This is a genomic window from uncultured Deefgea sp. (genome assembly GCF_947072475.1).
GTDB lineage: Bacteria > Pseudomonadota > Gammaproteobacteria > Burkholderiales > Chitinibacteraceae > Deefgea.
On sequence record NZ_CAMTIA010000002.1, the window covers coordinates 96978 to 121253 of the forward strand.

At 45.7% G+C, this 24276-nt stretch carries 18 protein-coding genes; 10 read left to right on the top strand and 8 right to left on the bottom strand.

Annotation, left to right across the window (positions count from 1 at the left end; all coding sequences use genetic code 11):
- Nucleotides 1-39: 39 nt before the first annotated feature.
- The 3 genes from Q0V82_RS01705 to Q0V82_RS01715 form a co-directional block, all read right to left on the bottom strand.
- A complete protein-coding gene (locus tag Q0V82_RS01705) occupies nt 40-858 on the bottom strand; it encodes a flagellin (RefSeq protein ID WP_297572137.1) in 819 nt (272 codons plus the stop codon).
- Between the two features lie 120 nt (nt 859-978).
- A complete protein-coding gene (locus tag Q0V82_RS01710; protein WP_297572138.1) occupies nt 979-1146 on the bottom strand; it encodes a hypothetical protein in 168 nt (55 codons plus the stop codon).
- Nucleotides 1143-1685 carry a hypothetical protein gene (locus Q0V82_RS01715; protein ID WP_297572139.1) on the bottom strand — a complete coding sequence of 181 codons (543 nt, stop codon included), beginning with the start codon at nt 1683-1685 and terminating at the stop codon, nt 1143-1145. Before Q0V82_RS01715 ends, Q0V82_RS01710 begins: the two co-directional genes overlap by 4 nt.
- 237 nt (nt 1686-1922) lie before the next feature.
- Between Q0V82_RS01715 and Q0V82_RS01720 the strand changes: the two genes are divergently transcribed.
- On the top strand, nt 1923-2528 hold the full coding sequence (locus Q0V82_RS01720; RefSeq protein WP_288842311.1) for a YitT family protein: 606 nt from the start codon (nt 1923-1925) through the stop codon (nt 2526-2528).
- Between the two features lie 65 nt (nt 2529-2593).
- Here Q0V82_RS01720 and panC read toward each other — a convergent pair whose 3' ends face one another.
- The 4 genes from panC to pcnB form a co-directional block, all read right to left on the bottom strand.
- The gene (gene panC / locus Q0V82_RS01725; RefSeq protein WP_297572140.1) at nt 2594-3436 is read right to left on the bottom strand and encodes a pantoate--beta-alanine ligase; all 843 of its coding nucleotides are present in this window, start codon (nt 3434-3436) and stop codon (nt 2594-2596) included.
- Between the two features lie 163 nt (nt 3437-3599).
- Nucleotides 3600-4391 carry a 3-methyl-2-oxobutanoate hydroxymethyltransferase gene (gene panB, locus Q0V82_RS01730; protein WP_297572141.1) on the bottom strand — a complete coding sequence of 264 codons (792 nt, stop codon included), beginning with the start codon at nt 4389-4391 and terminating at the stop codon, nt 3600-3602.
- Nucleotides 4392-4519: 128 nt separating this feature from the next.
- Nucleotides 4520-5017, bottom strand: coding sequence for a 2-amino-4-hydroxy-6-hydroxymethyldihydropteridine diphosphokinase (folK, locus tag Q0V82_RS01735; protein WP_297572142.1), 498 nt, complete (start codon nt 5015-5017; stop codon nt 4520-4522).
- A 4-nt stretch (nt 5018-5021) separates the two neighbouring features.
- Nucleotides 5022-6365 (bottom strand): polynucleotide adenylyltransferase PcnB, encoded by a 1344-nt coding sequence (gene pcnB / locus Q0V82_RS01740; RefSeq protein WP_297572143.1) that lies wholly within the window; start codon nt 6363-6365, stop codon nt 5022-5024.
- A gap of 212 nt (nt 6366-6577) precedes the next feature.
- Here pcnB and Q0V82_RS01745 point away from each other — a divergent pair, with 212 nt between their 5' ends.
- The 8 genes from Q0V82_RS01745 (at nt 6578) to Q0V82_RS01780 (ending at nt 19326) form a co-directional block, all read left to right on the top strand.
- Nucleotides 6578-7402 (top strand): PhzF family phenazine biosynthesis protein, encoded by an 825-nt coding sequence (locus Q0V82_RS01745; protein ID WP_297572144.1) that lies wholly within the window; start codon nt 6578-6580, stop codon nt 7400-7402.
- Nucleotides 7403-8023: 621 nt separating this feature from the next.
- Complete coding sequence (locus tag Q0V82_RS01750) at nt 8024-9418, top strand: glutamate decarboxylase (RefSeq protein WP_297572145.1); 1395 nt, start codon at nt 8024-8026, stop codon at nt 9416-9418.
- A 132-nt stretch (nt 9419-9550) separates the two neighbouring features.
- Nucleotides 9551-10822 (top strand): carbohydrate porin, encoded by a 1272-nt coding sequence (locus Q0V82_RS01755; RefSeq protein ID WP_297572146.1) that lies wholly within the window; start codon nt 9551-9553, stop codon nt 10820-10822.
- Between the two features lie 70 nt (nt 10823-10892).
- Entirely contained in the window at nt 10893-12437 is a 1545-nt protein-coding gene (gadC, locus tag Q0V82_RS01760) for a putative glutamine/gamma-aminobutyrate antiporter GadC (RefSeq protein WP_297572147.1), read from the top strand.
- A complete protein-coding gene (glsA, locus tag Q0V82_RS01765; RefSeq protein ID WP_297572148.1) occupies nt 12434-13372 on the top strand; it encodes a glutaminase A in 939 nt (312 codons plus the stop codon). The genes gadC and glsA overlap by 4 nt, the downstream gene beginning before the upstream one ends.
- Before the next feature lie 150 nt (nt 13373-13522).
- Nucleotides 13523-14728 (top strand): efflux RND transporter periplasmic adaptor subunit, encoded by a 1206-nt coding sequence (locus Q0V82_RS01770; protein WP_226763525.1) that lies wholly within the window; start codon nt 13523-13525, stop codon nt 14726-14728.
- Between the two features lie 12 nt (nt 14729-14740).
- Complete coding sequence (locus Q0V82_RS01775) at nt 14741-17914, top strand: efflux RND transporter permease subunit (RefSeq protein WP_297572149.1); 3174 nt, start codon at nt 14741-14743, stop codon at nt 17912-17914.
- Nucleotides 17911-19326: an efflux transporter outer membrane subunit gene (locus Q0V82_RS01780; RefSeq protein WP_297572150.1), complete on the top strand. Its 1416-nt coding sequence runs from the start codon at nt 17911-17913 to the stop codon at nt 19324-19326. Before Q0V82_RS01775 ends, Q0V82_RS01780 begins: the two co-directional genes overlap by 4 nt.
- A gap of 192 nt (nt 19327-19518) precedes the next feature.
- On the opposite strand, the gene Q0V82_RS01785 is transcribed toward Q0V82_RS01780, so the two are convergent.
- Nucleotides 19519-21279, bottom strand: a complete 1761-nt coding sequence (locus Q0V82_RS01785) for an AraC family transcriptional regulator (RefSeq protein WP_297572151.1) — start codon at nt 21277-21279, stop codon at nt 19519-19521.
- Nucleotides 21280-21433: 154 nt separating this feature from the next.
- Between Q0V82_RS01785 and Q0V82_RS01790 the strand changes: the two genes are divergently transcribed.
- Entirely contained in the window at nt 21434-24241 is a 2808-nt protein-coding gene (locus Q0V82_RS01790) for an ImpA family metalloprotease (protein ID WP_297572152.1), read from the top strand.
- The last annotated feature ends 35 nt before the right edge of the window (nt 24242-24276 follow it).

Genomic DNA, 24276 nt, shown 5'->3' on the forward strand with positions numbered 1-24276 from the left:
CAATGCTTATAATCTCTGACCTGTATTCAAATACCCAAACTATCGTAACAAACTCAGCACTTGTCCCGCACTCGCCCGCGCCTGAACTTGCATCGCCAAATTCGCGTTATTACGCACCTTATCCTGTGTCCATTGCGATGTTGTTGCTGCGTAATCGGTATCGGCAACACGACTTTTGGCAGCAGATAAATTTAAAGCACTGGTTTGCAAATTTTGAATGCCACTGTCAATTCGATTTTGAAAAGCGCCCAGTTGCCCCCGCTGTCCAGAAATCAGCTCAATATCACGATCCAGCAAAGAGAGGCTGCTATTGGCAGCACTGGAACTCGATAAATCAAGTAATCCGGCAGCACTCGCCAAGCCATTTGCACCATTTAAGCTTGGATTATTCAGGCTAAGTAAATCATTGGCATTGGGCCCAGCTTGAAAATTAAATGCGCCACCTTGCAAAAGCGCCTGACCATTAAATTGCGCGTTATTAACAATATCCGCATTGCTTTGCGACAATGCATCGGCCTCAGCCTGCATTGCCTGTCGATCACTCGCCGACAAAGTACCGTTGCCCGCAGCCACTGTTAATTCACGCAATCGATCGGTATTGTCCGAAATTGAACTCAAGGCCCCGTCAGCGGTTTGCGCCAAAGAAATACCATCGTTCAGATTTCTCACCGCCTGATTACTGCCTGCGATTTGCGCGGCAAACTGCTCAATTAAAGCGCTGCCTGCCGCATCGTCTTTGGCGCTATTGATGCGAGTGCCACTGGACAAACTTTGCAGGGTTTTCGCTTGTGTTGCTTGCGCCAAAGCCGCGCTACTTTGCAGCCCCAATGCCGCTAAATTAGAAGAGACATTCATCATCAACTCCTCACGCATCAATATACTTAGTTTCAGATTACGCCAAATATAAGCAAAAGCGAATATAAACGACTGGCGGCACACTATGTCGCCAGCGTAAACTTACGTTCCAATTAAACAAAACTACTCATGTGCCTTGATATAGCTCTCGGATTGATCGGCTTTCGGCGGATGCACAATATAGGCATCATAAACACCATATAAAGTCCCCTCACCGATCACTTTCCCCGTCATGGCCGTGAGTAATTCATTATAAAAATATCCAGGTTTTAAATTTAAAGGACGATTCAAAGCAAATACTTTGATGGTGTATTTATGCGCAAATCCCACTGGCACCATCCCACCATCCCACCATACGCTGCAGCTTGCGCAGCGGGCACATCAAAGCCTTTCATTGACGGCATATTAAGCATCACACCATCAGAATAACTATTCACGCCCTGTACCATATTATTGGCGTGAGAACGACTGGCATTGGCCGGTAACGAGGTCATGGTGGCTGGAACAACCGTCAGCCAATGAATCCACGGAAAACCAATAATGGGTGAGGTATCGTAATCAACAATCGTGGTCACATACGCTGCGGTTGATTTTGGCCCTTTGGACCACTGCAATGGAATTGACTCTAAAGGCATTGCGCCTAATTTATCTTTGGATGCCGCGCCATATTGAGCATCAATAATGCCATTATTAATACCAGAAGAAGAAAGGCTGAGCTGAATGAAGGGGAGATAATGTGTGTTTTTATCGACTTTATCAGTACTGGCCACAACAGGAACAAACAAAAAAAGTTGTAAAACGACAATCGAAATACTTTGAGCTATTTTCATCAATCAGCACTCCATTTTTCAAAATTTAACAAAACATTTCATGTTTTTATGAAACTATAAAAACATTTTCAGCTTGAATTTCTAGCTCACACCAATTTACAATTCAATTCAATTCAATGTTATTAAATTAAATGATGAACGTAAATCCAATTTCATTGCGGCACGATGTAATTTCATTACAGCCAATCACCAAGAAAAACGCTATGCTGCAAGCCACTTTCAATTGAATGATTCTCTATGTCACAAACACACCTCTCCCACTCGCTCATCGACGATTTACAAGGCATGCTCACCGGCGTGATTTTTGTCGCACTCGCCATCCAATTGTTTAAGCATGCAGGACTCATTACAGGGGGTACCACTGGGCTCGCCTTTATTTTGTTTTACTTGGGAGATATACCCTACGGCTTAATCTTATTTGTATTAAATGTACCTTTTTACCTATTTGCTTACAAAGTGCTGGGCAAGGAGTTCACGCTCAAAACGTTTGCCTGTGTCGCCAGCTTGGCACTCATCACCGAGTGGATGCCACATTGGATTAGCTTTGGCAAACTCAATCCTATTTTTGCGGGTTTAATGGGCGGTTTAATGGCGGGAGTGGGGATATTGATGCTGATTCGACATAAAGCCAGTTTAGCCGGTGTAACCGTATTGGCTTTATATTTACAAAAGACCAAAGGCTGGCGGGCTGGGCATGTTCAATTGGTCGTCGATTTAGTTATTTTGGCGATTGGTGCCGCAATTGTCAGTTGGCAACAATTGATTATTTCAATCATTGGCGCTTTTGCACTTAATTTAGTGATTGCAACTAACCATAAAACTGGGCGCTATATGGGAATGTAAATCAGAAAAAATAAAAAAGTCATCGATATATAAAATATCGATGACTAAAAAGTACGAATCCCGATTTAATCCAGATTGACTTCAATATTATCGATCAATCGAGTATTACCGAGCCGAGCCGCAATTAATATCACTAATTTTTGATCGGTACTTGATGCAGGTTTTAAGGTTTCAGCATTACGGGTATCGACATAATCAATATCATGCCAGCCGCGAACGCGTAAATCAGTGACGGTTTGTACCGCCAATTTGGAATAGTCTTTTTCGCCCGCTTCAATCGCGGTTTTCATTCGGCTCAAATGATAGTGTAAACGCGGCGCTTCAGCGCGCTGATCGGCATTTAAGAACGCATTGCGTGACGATAGCGCCAAACCATCCTCAGCACGCCCTGTATTGACCGGTAGGATTTGAATATGCATATTCAAATCTTTAACCATGCTTTGAATCACAAATAATTGCTGATAATCTTTTTTGCCAAAACAAGCCATATCGGCCTGAACAATATTAAATAATTTCGTGACCACGGTAGCGACACCACGGAAATGTCCAGGACGAAATGCGCCACACAATTCGTCGGCAATCGCCGGTGGCGTAACCTGATATTGCTGAATCACATTGGGATACAGTTCATGCTCATCAGGGGCAAAAATAACATCAACACCGCCCTGTTCTGCAATCAAAGCGGCGTCGTTTTCTAAGGTGCGCGGGTAGCGGTCAAAATCTTCGCCTTGGCCAAACTGCAGGCGATTGACAAAGATACTCACGACGGTATGTTCCGCTGCGGCTTTTGCAGCATGAATGAGCGACATATGCCCCGCATGCAAGCTACCCATTGTCGGCACAAAAGCCACCGTGCCAACGGTTTTGCGCCAAGCGCGAAGTTCTGCAATGGTATGGATGATTTTCATGGTGTTTGAGAGCTGAGATTTGGAGGTAGATAACAATGACTAGAACACGAAAGTCAGGAAAGTCCGAGTGCAATCAGAAAACTACAGGTAAGACGCAACAATTGGCCGATTAAAACGCTAGATTATGTTTTATTTCGGCCTGTTCGTCGTGTTCGATATTGAATTAAAACGAATGCTCTTCAGCCGGAAAAGTTAAGCCCTTCACCGCTTTCACATACGCCTCAACCGCGCCCTGAATACTATGGCTGCCAGTCATAAAGTTCTTCACAAAACGGGCTTTCTTACCGGGATACACGCCGAGCATGTCGTACAGCACCAGCACTTGTCCGTCGACATCAATGCCGGCACCAATGCCAATGGTGGGTACCGACAGCGATTCGGTAATGGTTTTGGCGACCGACGCTGGCACCATTTCCATCAACACCATACTGGCACCTGCGGCTTGCAATGCCAATGCATCGCGCACCAGCACTTCGGCTTCTGATTCAGTTTTGCCTTGGACCTTATAACCACCATACACATGCACCGACTGCGGCTGCAGACCAATGTGTGCGCAGACTGGAATACCGCGTTGCACCAAAAATTGAACGGTATCGACCATGATTGCACCGCCTTCAATTTTGACCATTTCAGCACCAGCAGCCATCAACCGAGCGGCGTTTTCATAGGCTTGAGCGTGTGAAATTTGATAACTACCAAAGGGTAGATCAGCCAAAACTAGACCCGTTTGCGTGCCGCGAGCCACCGCCTGTGTGTGGTAATGCATATCGTCCATGGTCACCGGCAAGGTTGAGCGATGCCCTTGGATTACATTGCCAAGTGAATCGCCGACCAAAAAAATATCCACGCCAGCGGCATCCAATAGCGTCGCAAAGCTGGCATCGTAGCAAGTCAACATGGCTATTTTTTGGCCATCTTGTTTCATTTTTTGTAATGTAGTCAGAGTCGTCTTCATTGTTCGGTATCCATGCAGTTAAAAAGATCAGCACTTTTGGTGCTGCTGCGGTGCTGCGATGACGGCAAATTGGGCCGTCCCGCAAAGTGCACCAATCCTAATGGAGATAGATCAGAAAATCGATACATTTAAGCCGCAAGCGTGGCTTTCTGAGGAATGCGCGTCAATACTTGCTCGGCTACGGTAGCAAGAAAGTGCTTCGCTGGGCCAAGGTGTGGCATTTCAATTTCTGGCGCGATTTCAAGCAAGGGTTGCAAAACAAAAGCCCGCTGCTGCATCCGTGGATGTGGCACTTGTAAGTTGGCTAAGTCGTATTGCTCTTGGCCGTACAAAATCAAATCCAAATCCAAGGTGCGCGGTGAATTTTTAAATTCACGCGCACGGCCATTTTGAGTCTCAATCGCAAGCAACGCAGCCAAAACCTCAAGCGCGGTCAGCTCGGTGTCGATTTCGCAGACCGCATTCACAAAATCAGGTTGCTGGGTATAACCCACTGCCGCGCTACGATAAAAAGAAGAGCTGCGCACCAGCGTCATTTTTGGCCAAGCGGCTAAGCTGGCCAATGCCACATTGAGTTGGGCGATTGGATCACCCAAATTAGCGCCTAAAGCGACAAATATTTTCATCGTTTTAGTTTCCAGACGGCTTGGCTGCGGCGGGTTTACGCGGACGACTACGTTTACGGCGCTTGGCGGGGGCATCACCCGATTGGCCATTTTTGGTGGCCAAGTCAATCATTGCCGTCCGTTCTGTTTCTTCACTGACTTGAAATTGCGTCCACCAATCGGCTAATGATTTTTCCACTAAGCCGCAGTCGGCACGCAATAACAAAAAGTCATACGCCGCTCGAAACCGTGCTTGCTCTAATAGTCGGAACGGGCGCAAACCAACGCGTTGCTCAAATCGCGGCTGCAATAGCCAAATTTCTTTCATTGCCGCACTGTAGCGATTGGGCACTGCTAAACGTTTGCTGACTTTACTTTCAACTTCATTCATCGCGTCGATCAAGGCGGTGATTTTAGTTTCACCGGCAGCAAGGCGTTTTTGCCACAGCGCTTCGACTTCATGCCAGAGCAATGCCGCAAACAAAAATCCTGCCGAAACCGGCTTGTCATCGGCTAAGCGCTGATCAGTATTTTCAAGGGCTTTTTGTAAAAACTTGGCGGTTTCTGGCTGAGAAAGTAGTTTGTCTAGCAATGGAAACAACGGCTGATGTAAGCCATGCGCTCGCAACGCTTGCATACAATCCCATGCCTTGCCTGACAGCAATAACTTCATCATTTCGTCGAACAATCGCGCTGAAGGGATGTTCTCCAGTAAAGCGGCATGTTCACGAATGGGCTTGCGGGTATCTGGCGCAATCGCCAAGCCCAACTTGGCCGATAGCCGTGCAGCACGCAGCATCCGTACTGGATCTTCGTGATAGCGTTTAACTGGATCGCCAATCATCACTAGCTGCTGCTTTTCTAAATCTTCGATGCCATGGTGAAAATCGATAATTTCTTCGGTATTCGGATCGTAATACAAGGCGTTGACGGTAAAGTCGCGGCGATCGGCATCTTCAGCAATCGTGCCATAGACATTGTCACGGATAATTCGCCCGCTGGCATCGGTGGGTGACTCGGCACTACCACGGAAGGTGGTGACTTCAATGATCTCTTCACCGCCGCGATCATAAAATGGCACATGCACAATCCGAAAACGGCGGCCAATAATGCGCGAACGATTAAAAATATGCCGAACCTGCTCCGGCGTAGCGCTGGTCGCCACGTCAAAATCTTTGGGTGACTTGCCGAGCAATAAATCACGCACCGCTCCGCCCACGATATAGGCCTCGTAACCCGCCGCTTGCAGACGATCACAGACTTTCAACGCACCTGAGTGCAGCTGATCACGGCGAATACCATAGTGCTTGGCGTGCACAACACGCCGTCCCGGGCGCCGTAGCACCTTGCCGATAAATTTACGAATCATGGAGTAATTTTGCAGCTGCAAAGAGGCGAAACCCAATATTATACAAGCGGAGTGCTTCATGCAGTGGATGATTTAAGGACTACCTGATGATTCCAGAACAAAAGCGGACTAATCACACCGATGAATCAATCTAAAAAAATATTAAATTTACTAGGTATAGCCACCTAAGCTACGTATTTAATAACTTAGATTCATATACCTAAGAGAAAATAATGAGAAAAATACAATATCAACTCGTCAATGTTTTTACTACCGAACACTTGTTTTCGGGTAACCCACTCGCGGTTTTCCCCCACGCGAGCGATATCACAGCAGCAGAAATGGCCGCATTAGGCCAGCAGATGAACCTGTCTGAAATCACTTTTGTCACGCCAAGCGATCAAGCAGATGCCGCTGTGCGTATTTTTACCCCTAGTTATGAAATGCCATTTGCGGGCCACCCCACGCTTGGCACAGCCTTTGTGATCGCTCAAGGCCGCTCACATCTCACGCTGCAAATGAAAGCCGGATTAATCCCTGTGCAAGTGAATGGTCATCAAGTCACGCTCACCGCCAATCCACCCAGCTATCGCGATGGCCCCGAGCGGACTGAACTTGCTAGCGCCCTTGGTATTAGCAGTCATCACATTATTGAACAGCCGCTGTTTGTTCATTGCGGCACAGAACAATTGATTATCCAATTAGATAGCGCTGACAGCGTCTCGGCTTGCCAAGCTAATTCGGAACAGTTCATGCAAGTGGCAATTAATGTGGATGGACGAGCAGGCGCCTTGGTCTGGGCTTACGATGGAGAAACAGTCATCGCGCGTTATTTTTGGAATCAAAATGGCGTCTCTGCTGAAGATTTTGGTACCGGCTCAGCCTGCGCCAACTTAGGCGGCTATTTGCTCGCACAACATAAACCAACGCCCTTTAGCCTCATCATGGAACAAGGCCACCGCATCAAGCGTATTGCGCGCTTGCAACTAGATGTAGATACCACGATTCAAGTCAGCGGCAAAGTAAGCACGATCGGCCAAGGTGAGTTTTGGATTTAACTCGTCCTTAGCCCCCCCCATCGCGCTCAGACCGGCCTCGCTGAGCGCAAATAAGCGTGATGCACTCGCTGAATCAATGACCATCGCCCACAACGCTGACAAAAAAAACCAAAAACTTACAAAGTAAAACACAAAAAATACAGCAAATGTAAAAATTACCAACGCCAATCTCACCACTTCACAAAAACCCAAAAAAGATACATCAAGCAATTGTTTTTTAACTAAAAAAACACATCCCACGCCTATATCGACCACCAGCACAACCACTGTGATTCTTACTAAAAATCAATTTTTTTCTGAATAAAACAACAAGCAGTTAATTGTCATTTAATTCAGACATACACACAAAACCCTTAAAAAACAAAGCCTAAACCAACATTCCCGCAACAATAACCACCACATCCATTGACTGAGTAAAAAATAAATAACCAATACTACTTACATAAAAAATTTATTACTCTACGTACAATGAAAGCATCAAAAATATCTACGTAAGTATTTAATTCCACTATGTAGAATTGAATGCAGGCTTGAATTTCTGATCTATAAATAAGCGCTAAGTCCATTTTAACTGGCGGTTACTTAGCCATAAGCTATGAATCATCACCTAGAGGATAAAAAATGCTACATGAGAAAAACGCAGTACGAGGCGATTTACTGGATGAGGTTTTTGCCTCTAATGATCTATCAGTCGCTTTACCAAAATACAAAATTCCCGATCAAGAGCACGAAGCTCGCCATGTACTGCAAGTCGTTACCGATGAACTGATGCTCGATGGCAATTCACGACAAAATTTAGCCACATTCTGCCAAACATGGGCAGAGCCTGAAGTCCATCAAATAATGGATATGACGATCGATAAGAATATGATCGATAAAGATGAATATCCACAAACGGCAGAAATAGAAGCTCGTTGTGTGCATATGATCGCAGATCTATGGAACTCACCCGATGCCAGCAATACCCTGGGCACTTCAACAACCGGCTCCAGCGAAGCGGCGATGCTGGGTGGACTAGCACTTTTATGGCAATGGCGTGCTAGACAAAAAGCAGCGGGCAAACCTTATGACAAACCTAATTTAATCACTGGTCCAGTACAAATTTGTTGGCATAAATTTGTTCGCTACTGGGACATTGAAATCCGTGAAATCCCAATGGATAACGGCCGTATTGTGATGAATGCGGCAGAAGTGCTTCAGCGTTGTGATGAAAATACCATCGGCGTAGTGCCTACACTGGGTATTACCTTTACCGGTCAATATGAACCGGTAAAAGAAATCAGCGATGCTTTAGATCAATTGCAAAAAGACACTGGCTTGAATATCTCAATGCACATTGACGGTGCTAGTGGTGGTTTCCTTGCGCCATTTACTTATCCAGAGCTCGTATGGGATTTCCGTTTACCTCGCGTGAAATCAATTAATGCTTCTGGCCATAAATTTGGTTTAGCACCACTCGGTGTAGGTTGGGTGATTTGGCGTGATAAAGCAGATTTACCCCAAGATTTGATTTTCAATGTGAATTATCTTGGCGGTCAAATGCCCACATTTGCCTTGAATTTCTCTCGGCCTGGCGGACAAATTGTTGCGCAATACTATACGTTATTGCGTCTTGGCAAAGAAGGCTACCGCAAGATTCATCAAGCCTGCTACGACACCGCGATGTATTTATCCGATGAAATTAGCAAAATGGGCCAATTTGAAATCATTTATAACGGCGACCCTAAGCAAGGCATTCCAGCGCTAACTTGGAAATTAAAAGACGGTATTGAGCATGACTTTACTTTATTTGATCTTGCCGATCGACTGCGCATGCGCGGCTGGTTAGTGCCTGCTTATACCTTACCGGCTCATTTAGAAAATATCCCAGTGCAACGCATTTTAGTTCGCCATGGTTTTAGCCGTGATCTCGCAAGCTTATTAATTAAAGACTATAAGGAAGCCGTTGCACATCTCAGCAAACATCCTGTTAGCGTGCCGTTATCCGAGCAAGAAGCCAGTGGTTTTAAACATTAAACTGAATACGATGATTTAGAGAGCCATCAGCAGTCGCCAAGCATGAATTGATTCATCTTGGTACTGCTGATGAATGACTTTGAAATCTAGCCGATTGATTTTGTAGCATCCTTTATCAATTAGGGGAAGATTATGCGAACACGTCGTAATCATTTCGTAATAAAAATTACCAGTGGAATTGCTTTAATGAGTGCGGCTCAAATTGCATTAGCTCAAAGCGATACATCAAGCACTGAGCCTTTAGATATCAGTAGCGTCAGTAAAATCAGTCGAATCCAAGACAATATTGATCGCGCAACAGCAAGGCATTCTTTATATAGCGACGCAAGCGATCTCTATGGCGAATATTCAGCATTTAAAACCAAAACAGCAAAAGAAAACGGTATTTCATGGTCAATGGATTTGAGTTACTTACAACAATGGGGGCGCTCAAATGGTGGCAGTCCAGCGGGGCAATGGCTAGCAACGCCATCGCTAGATTGGAATTTATTTCAAAATGACAGCATTGGTACAGGCTCTCTGCAATTTGCCTACACTTGGGTTCGTTATAGCACCAATCAAAATGGTGCAGACATCCAAAACAACCTAGGGTTGCTGACGCCCAATAACGATTTTGGAACACGGCAAAATACATTTTCCCAATTGACTTACACTCAAGCATTACCCGGTAATCAAGTCTTGATCTCTGTAGGGCAATATCCTTTTTATAATTTTGATGGCAATCAGTATTTAAGTAGCCAACAACAAAATTTTAATAATGATATTTTAAGTCAAAATGGTACATCCACTTATGCCACTGCTGGTTTAGGTTCTTATATACAAATCAACCCAAGTAGCACCCTGCAATTTGCAACTGGTTTTCAAAGTGCCGACAACATCAGCGGGTCAACATTATCAACCAAGCATTTTGGTGATGGTGGCTATTCATGGTTTGCCTATGCCCAATGGACACCGAAATTTGAAGGCCTTGGGAGCGCTCAATACTCGATGACTTACTACCAAGTGCCTAGTGTTCGATTGCAATCGCCCAAGAGCCATGGCTGGTCATTTAATGCCGTTCAAAATTTAAATGATTCATGGGCCGTATTTGGTAGAGCGAACCAAGCCTCTGGCTATACCACAGCCATCAAAAGCTCTTACGCATTAGGTGCCGCACTCAATAATCCTCTTCAACGTAGTCCTACCGATCAGATTGGTTTGGCTTTGGGTTATAGCGATGTAGCAAAATCTTCATTAAATTCAAATAATTTGCGTAACGAGCAATTAATAGAATTGTACTGGAACTGGACCATTGCCAAAGGGTTGCTGATTACACCTGATGTGCAATATGTACGTAATCCTGGTGCAAATCCTAGTAGAGATAATGCTTGGACACTTTCATTACGTTCAACATTAATGTTTTAAGTAATAAATGTAATTTCAATAAATTTTTTGACTTCTAAATTTTATTAGAAAAAAATAATTGGAGAAACCTATGACTACCGCAGCTCCTGCTAAAAGTGGCACATTACGCAAAGCTACGCTTGGTGTAATGACACTAGCAATTATGAACATCACGGCGGTTGTGAGTCTTCGCGGACTTCCAGCTGAAGCAGAATATGGATTGACCTCTGTTTTTTACTATATCTTTGCCGCTATTTTCTTTTTAATTCCGGTTTCAATTGTTGCTGCTGAATTGGCAACTGCATGGCCACAAAAAGGTGGGGTTTTCCGCTGGGTAGGCGAAGCGTTTGGACCTCGCTGGGGCTTTGTTGCTATCTTTTTATTATGGGTTGAATCAACGATTTGGTTTCCAACCGTTCTCACCTTTGCTTGGGTTTCACTCGCCTTTGTCGGACCAAATCAAAAGTGGGATGTGGCACTTTCAGCAAATATGGTCTACACCATCATTGCCGTTTTGGTTGTTTATTGGGGCGCAACATTAGTCACGTTACGTGGCGTAAAATCATCCTCAGCTATTAGTAAATGGGGGGGGCTGATCGGTACCATCATTCCCGCTGGCATTTTGATTTTACTCGGTGCAATTTATTTAATTGAAGGCCGGCCAGTTCATATTGATTTAGGCTGGGATAAACTCATTCCTGATTTCTCTAAATTTGATAACTTGGTTTTAGCTGCTGGTATTTTCCTTTTCTACGCGGGTATGGAAATGAATGCCATTCACGTTAAAGAAATTGATAACCCAAGTAGAAATTACCCATTAGCAATTTTAATTTCATCATTAGCGACTGTGGCTATTTTTGTGCTCGGAACACTTGCCATTGGCCTTGTCGTACCACAGAGTGAAATCAATTTAACGCAAAGTCTGCTAGTTGCTTACAACGACTTTTTCCACTTTTATGGCATCCCATGGGCTGGTTCTATTGTTGCGTTGGCACTATTTGCCGGAGTTATCGGCGGCGTAACTGTTTGGGTTTCAGGCCCATCTGCCGCCATTGCGGTTGTTGGCCGAGCTGGTTATTTACCGCCGTTCTTCCAAAAACTGAATAAAAACGGTGTTGCGTCAAATCTTTTGATTTGCCAAGGCTTAATCGTTACTTTCTTAGCCATCATGTTTGTCGTTTTGCCATCGGTACAAGCGGCCTATCAAATATTAAGCCAATTAACCGTTACCCTTTACCTCATTATGTATTTCTTAATGTTCGCTGCCGCAATCCATCTGCGCCACACCGAACCAATCACCAAACGTCCTTATGTGGTGCCATTTGGCAGTGCTGGGATGTGGATTTTTGCCGGAGCAGGCTTAGTTGGTGCAATGATCGCATTTATCTTGTCATTCGTACCTCCATCACAAATTTCGGTCGGTAGCCCAAGTACCTATATTGGTATTCTCATCGCAGGCAATGTCATTTTTGTCGCAATTCCACTGTTAATTTACGCCAACCGTAAACCACATTGGAAAACAACCGAAGGCGCCAGTGATTTTGAAGCATTTGGTTGGGAATTAGAAGGCCGTAATCCAAGCGAAGTTCAAACCAAAGTTGTGGTCGTAGACGAAAATAAAGGGGTGGCACAATGAGCTTGGATCACGCAAAAATAGCCGCAGTAGTCAAAGAAGCTTACGATAAATTTTCACAAGCAGCGGGAGGTGAAAATGCAAGCTACATTCCTTATCTCGCATCAGTACCGTCTTCACTTGTAGGTGTCACTGTTGTGACCAAAGATGGTACGGTTTTTGAATGCGGCGATTCAAATTATGAATTTGCTTTAGAGTCTATCTCCAAAGTATTTTCATTAGCACTCGCACTTGAAGACGTTGGCGCTGAGGAAGTACATAACAAAATTGGGGCGGATCCAACGGGTCTACCTTTCAACTCCGTAATGGCGCTTGAGTTACATGGTGGAAAACCACTCTCACCACTCGTGAATGCGGGTGCGATGGCAACCGTGAGTTTAATCAAAGCAAGTAACCCTGAAGATCGTTGGTCACGTATTTTAGGCATGCAAAGTCAACTTGCAGGACGACAGATTGCACTTAGCGAAGAAATTAATCGCTCAGAACAAACGACCAATTTCCATAACCGCGCGATTGCTTGGCTGCTTTATTCTGCGGGCACTATGTATTCCGATCCAATGGAAGCCTGCGATGTCTACACTCGACAATGCTCGACGTTAATTTCAAGTAAAGATTTGGCCGTGATGGGCGCAACACTAGCGGCTGGCGGTATCAACCCTTTAAATAAACAAAGGGTATTAAAAGCTGAAAATGTACCCCATATTTTAGCCGCAATGACAATGGAAGGCCTTTATGATAGTTCTGGAGATTGGGCCTATACAGTGGGATTGCCTGGAAAAAGTGGCGTAGGTGGTGGCATTTTAGCCGTTGCGCCTGGGCAATTAGCCATTGCCGGGTTCTCCCCTCCCCTTGATCCGATTGGCAATAGTGTTCGAGGTCAGTTAATGGTTGCTTTCATTGCAAAAGAATTAGGTTTAAACCTATACGCTGTCAATTAAATTAACGCAATAAAAAGGCATGACCTATTTCAAAAACAGGTCATGCCTAATAATTATTAATACCATGTAAATTAAAAATTTTAAAATGAGTGCAATAAACAGTCTAATTAAAATTAAAGCTGCTTCACTCAATATATATCGGAGAGAAATATGAACTGCATGACTCAGCGTAATATTCATGCAAGATGGTATAGCAGCCTCTTTATTGCAACCCTCATTACTTTGTCTGGCTGTAAAAAAACAGAAGATTCGCCCCCTCCAGCAACTGCAGTTACAGCAATGACCATTGCAGCACAAGATATACCGGTTGATTTTCCTTTTGTGGCACGTGTCGAAAGCTCGCAAAATGTCGACATCCATGCTCGAGTCTCTGGTTACCTTGATAGTAAGAGTTATACCGAAGGTGGCAAAGTCAGCAAAAATCAAGTTTTATTTAAACTTGATCAACGACCATTTCAAGCGGCCTTAGACGCTGCACGTGCTCAACTAGCCAGTAATCAAGCTGCCTTAAATACAGCACAACTCACTTTAAACCGATACAACGAATTAACACCACGCGGCGCAGCCTCCCAAGCGGATCTAGATAATGCTATAGGCACCCACCAACAAGCCAAAGCCAGTGTGAGTCAAGCAAAAGCCAATGTAACTCAAGCCGAATTAAATTTAAGCTACACCGTGATTACTTCGCCAGTGGATGGCATCAGCGGGATGGCTATTCCCTCGGTTGGCACTTATATCGACGCTAGCAATAGCAAAATGACCACTGTCGCGACATTGTCACCAATGTGGATCAATTTTAGCGTTTCTGAGAATCAGCGCCAAAGCCAAACAGAAGCAACAAAAAAAGGGTTGCTACGCGCCCCCGCAAACGGCATATATGAAGCAGAAATTTTACTTGGAAATAATCAAATTTATGCACAAAGGGGCAAGCTCACTTTTGCCTCGCCTTTTTATAATAGTAATACCGGTACTTTCATGGTCAGGGCCTCAGTAGACAACCCCAATGGGGCCTTACTACCCAATCAGTATGTCAATGTAGTACTAAAAGGTGCTGTTCGTCCAAACGCCATTTTGTTACCGCAACGAGCAGTACAGCAAGGCGCAGGAACAAATTATGTTTGGGTTGTCGGTAAAAATTCACAAGCCGAATATCGCCCAGTGACGACCGGGCCGTGGCGAGGTTTGGGCTGGTTTGTCAATAGTGGTTTAAATGCGGGTGAACAAGTCATCGTTGATGGCGTGACTACCTTGCGCCCAGAAGCACCACTCAAAGTGACTCCGTTAAGTGCTGCAGAAATGAATAAATCCCTTGGTTTAACTCCGGCTAACGAAGCCCCTTCTGCAGCAAAAAAATAAACGAGGCCAACTATGTTTTCTCGATTTTTTATTGAACGGCCAATTTTTGCCGCAGTAATTTCCATTGTCATTTCAATTGTGGGTGCGTTGGCGCTCTATAGCCTGCCAGTCGAACAATATCCGGTGATTGCACCGGTGCAAATCCAAGTTACCGCAAATTACCCAGGCGCAGATGCACAAACAGTCGCACAAACCGTCGCAGCGCCCATTGAGCAGCAAATTATTGGCGTTGATAATTTACTTTATATGAAGTCAAGCAGCTCATCGAGCGGCACCATTACCATTACGGCTTACTTCAATCTAGAAACCGATCCGGATATTGCTCAAGTTCAAGTACAAAATCGAGTAGATCGCGCATTACCGCAATTACCAGCAATTGTTGCGCAAAATGGGGTCTCTGTAGAAAAACAATCATCGAGTATTTTGATGGTGATTGCTGTCTACGATAAATCGGGAAAAATGTCCTCCGCACAGCTCGATAACTACACCAATATTAATATCATGGATGCGATCAAACGCGTTCCCGGCGCTGGGCAGGCTACCTTATTTGGTTCACCAAACCAAGCGATGCGAATTTGGTTAAATCCTCGCAATATGGCCTCTTTAGGCGTGACCACTAGCGATATTAAATCAGCGATCTCCAGCCAAAATGCGCTGGTTGGTGCTGGACAAATTGGGCAAGCGCCTAACGAAGGCACCGTCGAAATGACGTTTCCTGTCGTGACTGACGGTGCGTTTTCAGACCCAACCATTTACGAAAATATGATTATTAAAGCGTCGCAAAATGGCAATGCAATTGTCCATCTGAAAGACGTCGCAAAAATAGAGTTTGGTCGGCAATATTATTCGGGTGAAAATGTATTTAATAACCGACCTACATCAGCAATTGGCGTTTATCTTCAAGCAGGAGCAAATAGTATTGATGTTTCAAATGCGATACGAGCAACGCTGAGTAATGCAAAAACAGATTTTCCAAGCGGCTTAGATTATACCATTGCCTTAGATACGACCGATTTTGTCCGAGATTCAATTAAAGAAGTTGTTATTACATTGTTTGAGGCGTTATTACTTGTTATTTGTGTAATGTATTTATTTTTACAAAACCTCCGCGCCACAGTCATTGCCACCATCGCAATTATCGTTTCTTTATTAGGTGCGTTTATTGGTTTAGCCGCTATGGGGTTTTCGGTTAATTTATTAACTTTATTTGGCTTAGTACTTGCTATTGGTTTAGTCGTTGACGATGCCATCGTCGTGATTGAACACGTAGAACATACGATGCACGAAAACCCAGAAATGTCAGTAAAAGACGCGGCGATTCTTTCAATGGATGAAGTCTCTGGCGCAGTTTTAAGCATGACACTTGTTCTTTCTGCCGTTTTCATTCCCGCTTTGTTTGTTTCTGGAACAACAGGACAACTCTATAAGCAATTTGCAACTACGATTGCAAGTGGTGTTTTGATTTCTGGCGTTACGGCGCTCACACTCACGCCAACACTCTGCGCTATTTTATTAAAACGAAGCGCCCCGCCAACCAAAGGCTTCTTTGCTTGGTTTAATGATTGGTTTGCTCGACTTACAAAATCATACGGGATTATTTCACATACAATTATTCGTCGCTCGGCGCTTTCTGTTTTGCTATTGGCTGTTATGGTCGCTGGTTTGTGGCAGTTATTCAGAATCGTACCAACCAGCTTTGTGCCACAAGAAGATCAAGGCTATATGCTTGCGGCTTTAATGATGCCCGAAGCAGCTAGTTTACAAAGGACCATTAGCGCTGGCGAACAACTCAACAAAGTCATTCGCGACAATCCAGCAGTCAGCTACAACACCATGATTAACGGCTTTAGTATGCTCGATGGGCAAGTTAAAACCAATGCAGCAACGGCATTTATTGGTTTAAAACCATTTGATGAAAGAAAATCTGCATCAGAATCCGTTTTTGCCGTTACCCAACAAATCGCCAAAGAAACCAGAGGTATGACCAGCGGAGCTGTTATTCCATTAGTTCCTCCTCCTATACCTGGAATCGGCACGTCTGGCGGCTTTGAAATTTGGTTGCAAAACAAAGGTACGGATACACCGGAACAAATGCAGCAAGTGTTACAAAAATTTGTTGCTGCTGCTAGTAAACGACCTGAATTAGGTGGGCTGACCAGTACCTTTAATGCCAATAGCCAACAATTAAAAGTAACGATTAATCGTGAGCAAAGCAATCTGATTGGCGTGCCTATTTCAGATGTTTTGTCTGCTCTACAAGCCCAATTTGGCTCTTTAAGGGTGAGTCAATTTAATCAATACAGTCGAGTTTGGGATGTCACCATGCAAGCTGAAGCACGCTATCGGCAAAAGCCTGAAGACATTGACCAAATTTATACTCGTTCACACAGCGGCGACATGGTGCCTTTGTCTGCGGTTGTGAATATGAGCTTTGTCAATGGCCCAACGATTATGTCGCACTTTAATGGGTTTCCGGCGGTCAACATCATTGGCTCTCCCAACCCAGGTTACAGTTCAGGTCAAGCAATCTCCGCTCTCAAAGAGGTCGCAGCGGCCACATTACCAAGTAGCTACAGCTACGCATGGGCAGGCTTATCTTATTCAGAAACGACTTCGGGTAATGATTCGATTTATATTTTCTTGCTTGGCATCTTAATGGTCTTTCTGATTCTGGCGGCCCTATTTGAATCATGGTCACTCCCCGCTGCCGTCATCTGCGCAGTGCCTTTTGGCTTGCTAGGCGCCTTAATTTTCACTTGGTTACGTGGGCTAGACAACGATGTCTATATGCAGATTGGTTTATTGGTTTTAGTGGGTTTGGCAGCGAAAAATGCGATTTTGATCGTAGAGTTTGCCATCAAGCAACATCAAGCCGGCCATAGTTTGCTCGAATCCGCAGTTGAAGCCGGTGAATTACGTTTACGCGCCATTATCATGACTTCACTCGCATTTATGTTAGGCACATTACCTTTGGCGCTTGCATCAGGCAGTGGTGCTAATGCGCGCCACTCTATTGGTACCGGTATTATTGGTGGGATGGTTTTACTTTCCTCACTGGCTTTAATTTATGTGCCGTTGTTTTATTATCATTTTGAAAGTTGGCGCGAAAAAAATAAACAGAAATCAGCACCCGAAGTAACAGAGCCAAAGTCGGATGCAAGTCCTACAGAGGAGCAGCCACAATGAAATACCTAACTCCTTTAGTGAGCATCACCTTACTTTCTGCCTGCGCTGTTGGACCTGATTATCAACGCCCTGCAGTCGACATACCCGCAAGCTTTCAATATGTATCAAGTAAAGCACAGCAAGATGCACTCGATACTGAGTGGTGGCGGCAATTTAATGACCCAGTACTTGACCAATATGTGCAAGAAGCAGTGCAACGCAATCGAAATCTGGCCATTGCCCTTGCCAATATCAACGCAGCAGCAGGACAACTCACTGTTGCTCGCTCAGCACTTTACCCCTCGATTGGCTATCAAGCGGGCGCAGCCCGTGGACTCTCTAGCAGCGAGCGTTTAGCAGGTGGCCAGCGCGTCAGCAATAGCTATCAAGTTGCCGGTAATGTGAACTGGGAAATCGACTTATGGGGAGGATTGCGCCGACAAAGTGAATCGGCTAAGGCGCAATTAGAAGCCAGCAAACAAGCGCGTCGCGGTATCTTGCTGAGCGTGGCTGGCGCAACAGTGCAAACGTATTTGCAATTACGCGGCCTAGATCAGCAGCTTCGCATCGCCAAAGATACCGTCAATAGCTATCAACGCAGCGTGGAATTATTTGAATTGCAATTCAAATACGGCGTTATTGCTCGAATCACGCTTGAGCAAGTCAGAAGCCAATATCAAGAAGCACAATCGAATGTTCCACCAATCGAAAAAGCCATTGTCAGTACCGAAAATGCGCTCTCCATCTTAATGGGTCGTAATCCAGGGCCAATCACCCGAGGTAAAGCACTGGATGCATTAACAGCGCCGGTTATTCCTAGCGCCTTACCTTCTAGCTTATTAAGCAACCGACCTGATATTTTAGAAGCTGAAAGACAGCTTGAAGCTGCCAATGCGCAAATTGGCGTAGCCCGTGCACAATATTTTCCGCAAATATCGCTAACCAGTTTAGCTGGCGGCGTTAGCGAGCAATTGAGTAATTTACTCAAAGCCGGTAGCTCGATTTGGAGTTTAGCCGCACAAGCCAGTGGCAGCGTATTTTCAGGCGGCTCAACGCAAGGGCAAGTAAAAACGGCAGAAGCACAAACCCAAGCCGCAGAGCAACGTTATTTACAAACGATACAACAATCTTTTGCTGATGTAGAAAATGCTTTATCGAGCTATCAAGCCGATGGAAAAACCCTCAATTCACTGACGCAACTGGTCAATACCAATCTGGAATATTCAACGCTGGCATCACTGCAATATAACGGCGGTTTGGCCCCCTACTTAACCGTTCTCGATGCACAGCGCCAAGCCTATTCAGCTCAGCAATCGGCGACATCTGCACGAGTAGCCTACCTGAGTAGTGCGGCGAATTTATATCTCAGTCTAGGTGGCGATTGGATTAATCAGTTAGAGCAGCAATCAAGTACCAAACCGACTCAAAACTAAACCTGAGCTGCTGTGCTTTTACCCAAGCAAAACAGCAAGCTGCTTACACGGTAATTCACCAGCAGCTCATTTTTAAGTCGCATTTTTTCACTCGCTGTGAGTGATTTCTACATAAAACAATTCCCCCCCACGGCAACCGGCAACCGGCAACCGGCAACCGGCAACCGGCAACCGGCAACCGGCAACAAAATATCACTCAATCCAATTTGGATTTGGATTTGGATTTGGATTTGGATTTTCATCCCGAGCTTGAATTCGCTTTAAAATCAAATCCCATTGAGAATAAACCTTGTCCTGCGGCCCAAACTCAGCACGCCAATCCTCATCAATCAGAGCTCGGCGATCTAATCGAGCAGATAAATAATCTAAGGCGTGTTCCAAATAATCCGAAACAAGCGTTGCATTGCTTGACCAGCGCAATAAATAGGCCAGCGCATCGGCATTTATCCCCCACAAAATCAGTAATAAAGCACTACGCCGACAATGCTCAGCGAATGGTAAATCCTCCAGCGGTGTGGCTAGGCGATGAAAAAAAGCCGCCCAGATCATCAAGCCATGCTCAGTATCCAAAGCGGCGAACGTGCAATCCTCAAGCACCGCCCGCGAAAAATTAGCCACCAACAATGCACGTTGATACTGCGCTTGGTGTAAAGACGGTGGCACGCCGCGCGAAGAACATAATAAATTTCGGTAGGTATAGGACTCCAAGCTATATTCAAACTTGGCAAACTCATGCATACCCTTTTTAAAATCAATTTCTAACAGATTTAACTCAAGCAATAATAAAGCGGTATGTTTTGGATTATCTAGCCAATATGGCGCCAATTTAGATAAAACCACCAGCTCTTGATCCAAAGCCGCATCCAATCGCTCTGAGTGACATTCAGCGAAAAACCACGCCTCTGCCACATGCCACTTTGCACTTGCTCGACTTGGAAAAGATCGATTCAACTCGCGACGAAATTGGCTTGGCGACCAAGTAAACCACAAACCAAAAGCACGCTCAAAAGTACTCCTTTCGGCAAAACCCAATGAGTGCGCAAGATCTTCAAGACGAACCTTGGGATCCAATAATGCATGAATCGCTCGATTGCGCTTCATTTGCACACTAATTTGGCGAAAGCTCGTCCCCTCTAAACTCAGTTGACGACGAAATGAAGCGCTACTTAAGCCCAAAGCGTGGGCAGTATTGGCTAAATCAGCCCAAGCTAACTGCTGCCCTCTGGCTAAATGCTGCCAAGTACGCCTCAGCAAAGTATGTTGCGCCTGAAAATGCTGCAATCGTTGATTGAACATGACTTGCAAATTGCAATGCAAACTCGCGCTAAACCCAGGCAGTTTGCTCTGCAAATATGGCGTAGGCCATGCCACACTAAAACACTCCGCCTGATAAACAATTGGCGTAGCGCAAATCGCCTCCAGCTCAGTCGAATCCATCTTGGCGGTCATGACTTGCACTGACAGTGGACGGATATCACCGCCCAAAATACAACTCACCGCCCGGATCAGCCACACGACAATCGCCTCATAGCGCAGTAAGCCGCCCAAACGATCAAACTGCGGCAATGGTGATAATTGAATTTGCCATTGCTCCGCCTCAGTCACGACACGCATATCGCCATCGGGAAACAACATCGGCGCAAATCGCGACAGCTCAGCAATCGCCATCTCTAAAGTATTCGCGCTGCGTAAGTAATAGATAAAACCATCACCAGCGGCCAAATCAATCTGACTTGCCACCCAACTCATGGCATGAGGGTCGCCCATCGCGTGTAAGTATTCGTTCAATTGCAAAGCCGATTCGGCGGCGATTTCTGACAAATTATCAGACGTAACTGGGCGCAAACCAAACAAATATTCGAGTTCACTTAATAAAGCAGGACGATCACGGTAACGTAAATATAAGCCCTGCAAATAGCGTAACTGCACCGTTTGATGTTGCCGTGCTGACAAACTTCCCCCAAGACAATGAACATAAATGTCATAAAAATAGTACGAAACAGCATATCAGAATATGCTTACATTCAATATGATGAAAGAAAAATACTGACAAATGCCCAACAGCAGCGGCATTGCTTTTACTTATTTCAATACTTAGAGCTTGATCATGAATCCAAAATACGTCGGCAGCGCCATACTTTTACTGCTGTTAACAGCATGTGGTGGTGGCACAGAAGTTAGCCCGCCTTCAATTGGCGGAGGTGGCGGCAATACAGGAATCGGGCCAAGCTCTGCGCCAGGCGTCACGCCAACCCCAGAGCCCACAACCCAAGCTACACCTGCTCCAACCATAGAGCCGATCCCCGACCCAATCGAAGTCGCACTAAAAACCGGCAGCGTCCAAGGACTGAACCGCAGTGATATGCCAACATTACTGCGTTTATCACAACAAACTGCAGGCCAGTACCAACAGCGGCAAACTGCGGCACTCGTTGATATTTATGGCGATAGCAAATTAAATCTAGCGCTCAATCACACCACCAATAGCATTGAAATCAATCGCTCAATCTCCACCATGGCTTCACCATTGATTGTCGCTGACGACGGTAGCGGCATGGCTGCCATCTCGCAATATGGTAAAGGGCGTGGCTTAGCTTATGGCGTAAATATGCTGCAATGGATGGCCGATCAATCCAGAGAAACTCAGCACTTGCCAATGTTTACCCGAGCATTCAATTGGGTTGTTACCGGCAAAGCAACTGGCCCACTACCTGACACGCTTAAATTTGCCACCGCGGGCTATGACGCACCAACAGTAAGTCGCTTCATCACTTTACTCGGTAAAAAACCCGAAGCCATTCCCTGTGATTTAACGCTCAGCAGCAATACCTGCTGGCAAAACGCCGATGTTTTGGTGTTCGGTGCTGGTGTTAGAGATGATGCCAACTTAATTAATTTGGTCCGCCAATACCAAGCCAGCGGCAAAGCCATTATCTATATGCACCCCAATTGGATTGACTCGGGCGGTGGCCGCAAAGTGGCCAAAGCCATGGGGATGGACCTCGGTGGCTACCCTGGCAATTACTTTGCCGGTGCTGCAGGCTATTCGGTGAACAGTAACCGCACCATCGCTGACGCATTGCAGCGCGGCGATCAAATGGGTGCCCTAGCCAAAGCACTCGAACAAATGGGCACGGACAATCTCAGCGTTGACTTAGCGGCAGATACTCGCTCAACCTCCGCCATCAGCCAAATTCACAATGAAATAGCTACATTACAAAGCAGTGGCATCGATTTATTTGCTGAAGCGCCAACCGATTTGCATCGTTTACTCATTCTTTGGGCCGATCTTTATCGTCCAACCATTCAATACGGCAAAATCAATCGCACCACCAATCCCGCTGAGTTTTTACGCACCTATGCCTCAGATTCTTGGCTGGCTTACAACCGCAGCTACACCACTTTTGCCAGCGCAGGCCAAGGTGACTTTATGCCGGTTGCCGCGCAAAGCATCCCCGTCAGCCAAAGCGATGAACTGATCGACGTCACCATTGCGCAAACCGGTGGCACCTCCGCCATTGGCCGTGCCAGCATCCCAGGTAAACCCGTCTTAATCGAAATTGTCGACAAAGGCAGCGCCAACCTCAGCATTCAAACCAACCACGTGCGCGCCTTTGGTAATCCACTCACCGACAGCGTGGCCGAAGGTTATAAACGCCCGCGCCGTCCGCAATCGTTCGCCATGCCACTCAATACCACCAAAGCCACGGTGTTTGTTTCTCCCTTTGGTGGTCCGCTTTACCTTAATTACAGCGGCGCAAGCGCTGGGCAAACCGTCACCTTAAAAATTCGCGGTGCCGCCAAATATGCGCACTTTGACTTTAGCAAGCCACAAAGCGACGCCGAAATCAACGAGGCCGTCGCCGCACTCAAACGCAAAGACTTTGGCTGGCAGACGGCGAAATTTGTCGGTGGAGAAATCCAACAAACCATCAATTACGCCAATCAAGCCATGGGCAATATCGACCCTAAGGTGTATATCTTGGATCAAGTCAAAGGCAGCTTATTTGATAGCAATCACCTCGCCAATGGCTATAGCAATATGCCGATGTCGGCCAATGTGTCGCAGCTGTGTACGAAATTAGGTTGGCAGTGTGATGGGCCGATTCACCGCGCACCGAGCGTACAGCACTTTGTTGGTTGGATCGCTCAATGTGGATTTCTTTGCTCGGGCAATCCATCCGATGGCTTTGCGGGTATCAGTGGCACCGGCTGGGGACACGCGCATGAGCTCGGCCACAACACGGTGCAGCGCGTGATGACGATTGCATTTAATGGCCAAGGGTGTGTCACAGAATGCAATAACAACATCCTCGCCAGCGCGCAGATGATGCGGCAATTTAAAACGCTCGGCGTCGATACGGGGCATACCACCAACCACCCAACCTTGTATCAACACATCAAAAACAACCGAGACACCAACAAAGTCGGAGAAGAGAAAATCCTCGACATGCAAAAACGACTTTGGACCATGGCGGATCCAAACTCAATGCGCGCCGTACACTTTCAATTGGCGTTTTTGTTTAGCAAATATCGCGCCAATGAAGCCAAGCCGAGTATGGAAGCCAGTCTGGATTACTTCACGCTACTCACCAAGGGCGATCGCCTCGTGAGCCAAGCATGGGATGCCAGTAATAAAGGCAAATACGCAATGGGCAGCTATGCCGACAACAAGACCATTAACAACCCAGATTTGCTGTATGTTTTAAGCTCAAAAATCATCGGCAAAGACTTAAAAAACATTTTCGCGATGTATGGCATCACACTCACAGCGAACGCCATCAATTCGGTAGCGGCCTTAAACCTGACTATATTGCCGGAAACCTTTTACGCACTCGCAAGCAGCAAGTACAACCAAGTCAGTACCGGTGTTTGGCTCGACCTCTCAGCTCAAACCCCGAACTATCCGTTTTAAATCGCAATCACCGCGCACAGCGACCTTGATCCAAG

What these genes read in the sequence shown, in the direction of transcription:
- Q0V82_RS01715 (WP_297572139.1), bottom strand. Translation starts at nt 1,685, where the DNA reads ATGAAAATAGCTCAAAGTATTTCGATTGTCGTTTTACAACTTTTTTTG.
- glsA (WP_297572148.1), top strand. Translation starts at nt 12,434, where the DNA reads ATGAGCTTGGATCACGCAAAAATAGCCGCAGTAGTCAAAGAAGCTTAC.
- panB (WP_297572141.1), bottom strand. Translation starts at nt 4,391, where the DNA reads ATGAAGACGACTCTGACTACATTACAAAAAATGAAACAAGATGGCCAA.
- Q0V82_RS01745 (WP_297572144.1), top strand. Translation starts at nt 6,578, where the DNA reads ATGAGAAAAATACAATATCAACTCGTCAATGTTTTTACTACCGAACAC.
- Q0V82_RS01790 (WP_297572152.1), top strand. Translation starts at nt 21,434, where the DNA reads ATGAATCCAAAATACGTCGGCAGCGCCATACTTTTACTGCTGTTAACA.
- gadC (WP_297572147.1), top strand. Translation starts at nt 10,893, where the DNA reads ATGACTACCGCAGCTCCTGCTAAAAGTGGCACATTACGCAAAGCTACG.
- folK (WP_297572142.1), bottom strand. Translation starts at nt 5,017, where the DNA reads ATGAAAATATTTGTCGCTTTAGGCGCTAATTTGGGTGATCCAATCGCC.
- Q0V82_RS01780 (WP_297572150.1), top strand. Translation starts at nt 17,911, where the DNA reads ATGAAATACCTAACTCCTTTAGTGAGCATCACCTTACTTTCTGCCTGC.
- pcnB (WP_297572143.1), bottom strand. Translation starts at nt 6,365, where the DNA reads ATGATTCGTAAATTTATCGGCAAGGTGCTACGGCGCCCGGGACGGCGT.
- Q0V82_RS01705 (WP_297572137.1), bottom strand. Translation starts at nt 858, where the DNA reads ATGATGAATGTCTCTTCTAATTTAGCGGCATTGGGGCTGCAAAGTAGC.
- panC (WP_297572140.1), bottom strand. Translation starts at nt 3,436, where the DNA reads ATGAAAATCATCCATACCATTGCAGAACTTCGCGCTTGGCGCAAAACC.
- Q0V82_RS01755 (WP_297572146.1), top strand. Translation starts at nt 9,551, where the DNA reads ATGCGAACACGTCGTAATCATTTCGTAATAAAAATTACCAGTGGAATT.
- Q0V82_RS01750 (WP_297572145.1), top strand. Translation starts at nt 8,024, where the DNA reads ATGCTACATGAGAAAAACGCAGTACGAGGCGATTTACTGGATGAGGTT.
- Q0V82_RS01775 (WP_297572149.1), top strand. Translation starts at nt 14,741, where the DNA reads ATGTTTTCTCGATTTTTTATTGAACGGCCAATTTTTGCCGCAGTAATT.
- Q0V82_RS01770 (WP_226763525.1), top strand. Translation starts at nt 13,523, where the DNA reads ATGAACTGCATGACTCAGCGTAATATTCATGCAAGATGGTATAGCAGC.
- Q0V82_RS01720 (WP_288842311.1), top strand. Translation starts at nt 1,923, where the DNA reads ATGTCACAAACACACCTCTCCCACTCGCTCATCGACGATTTACAAGGC.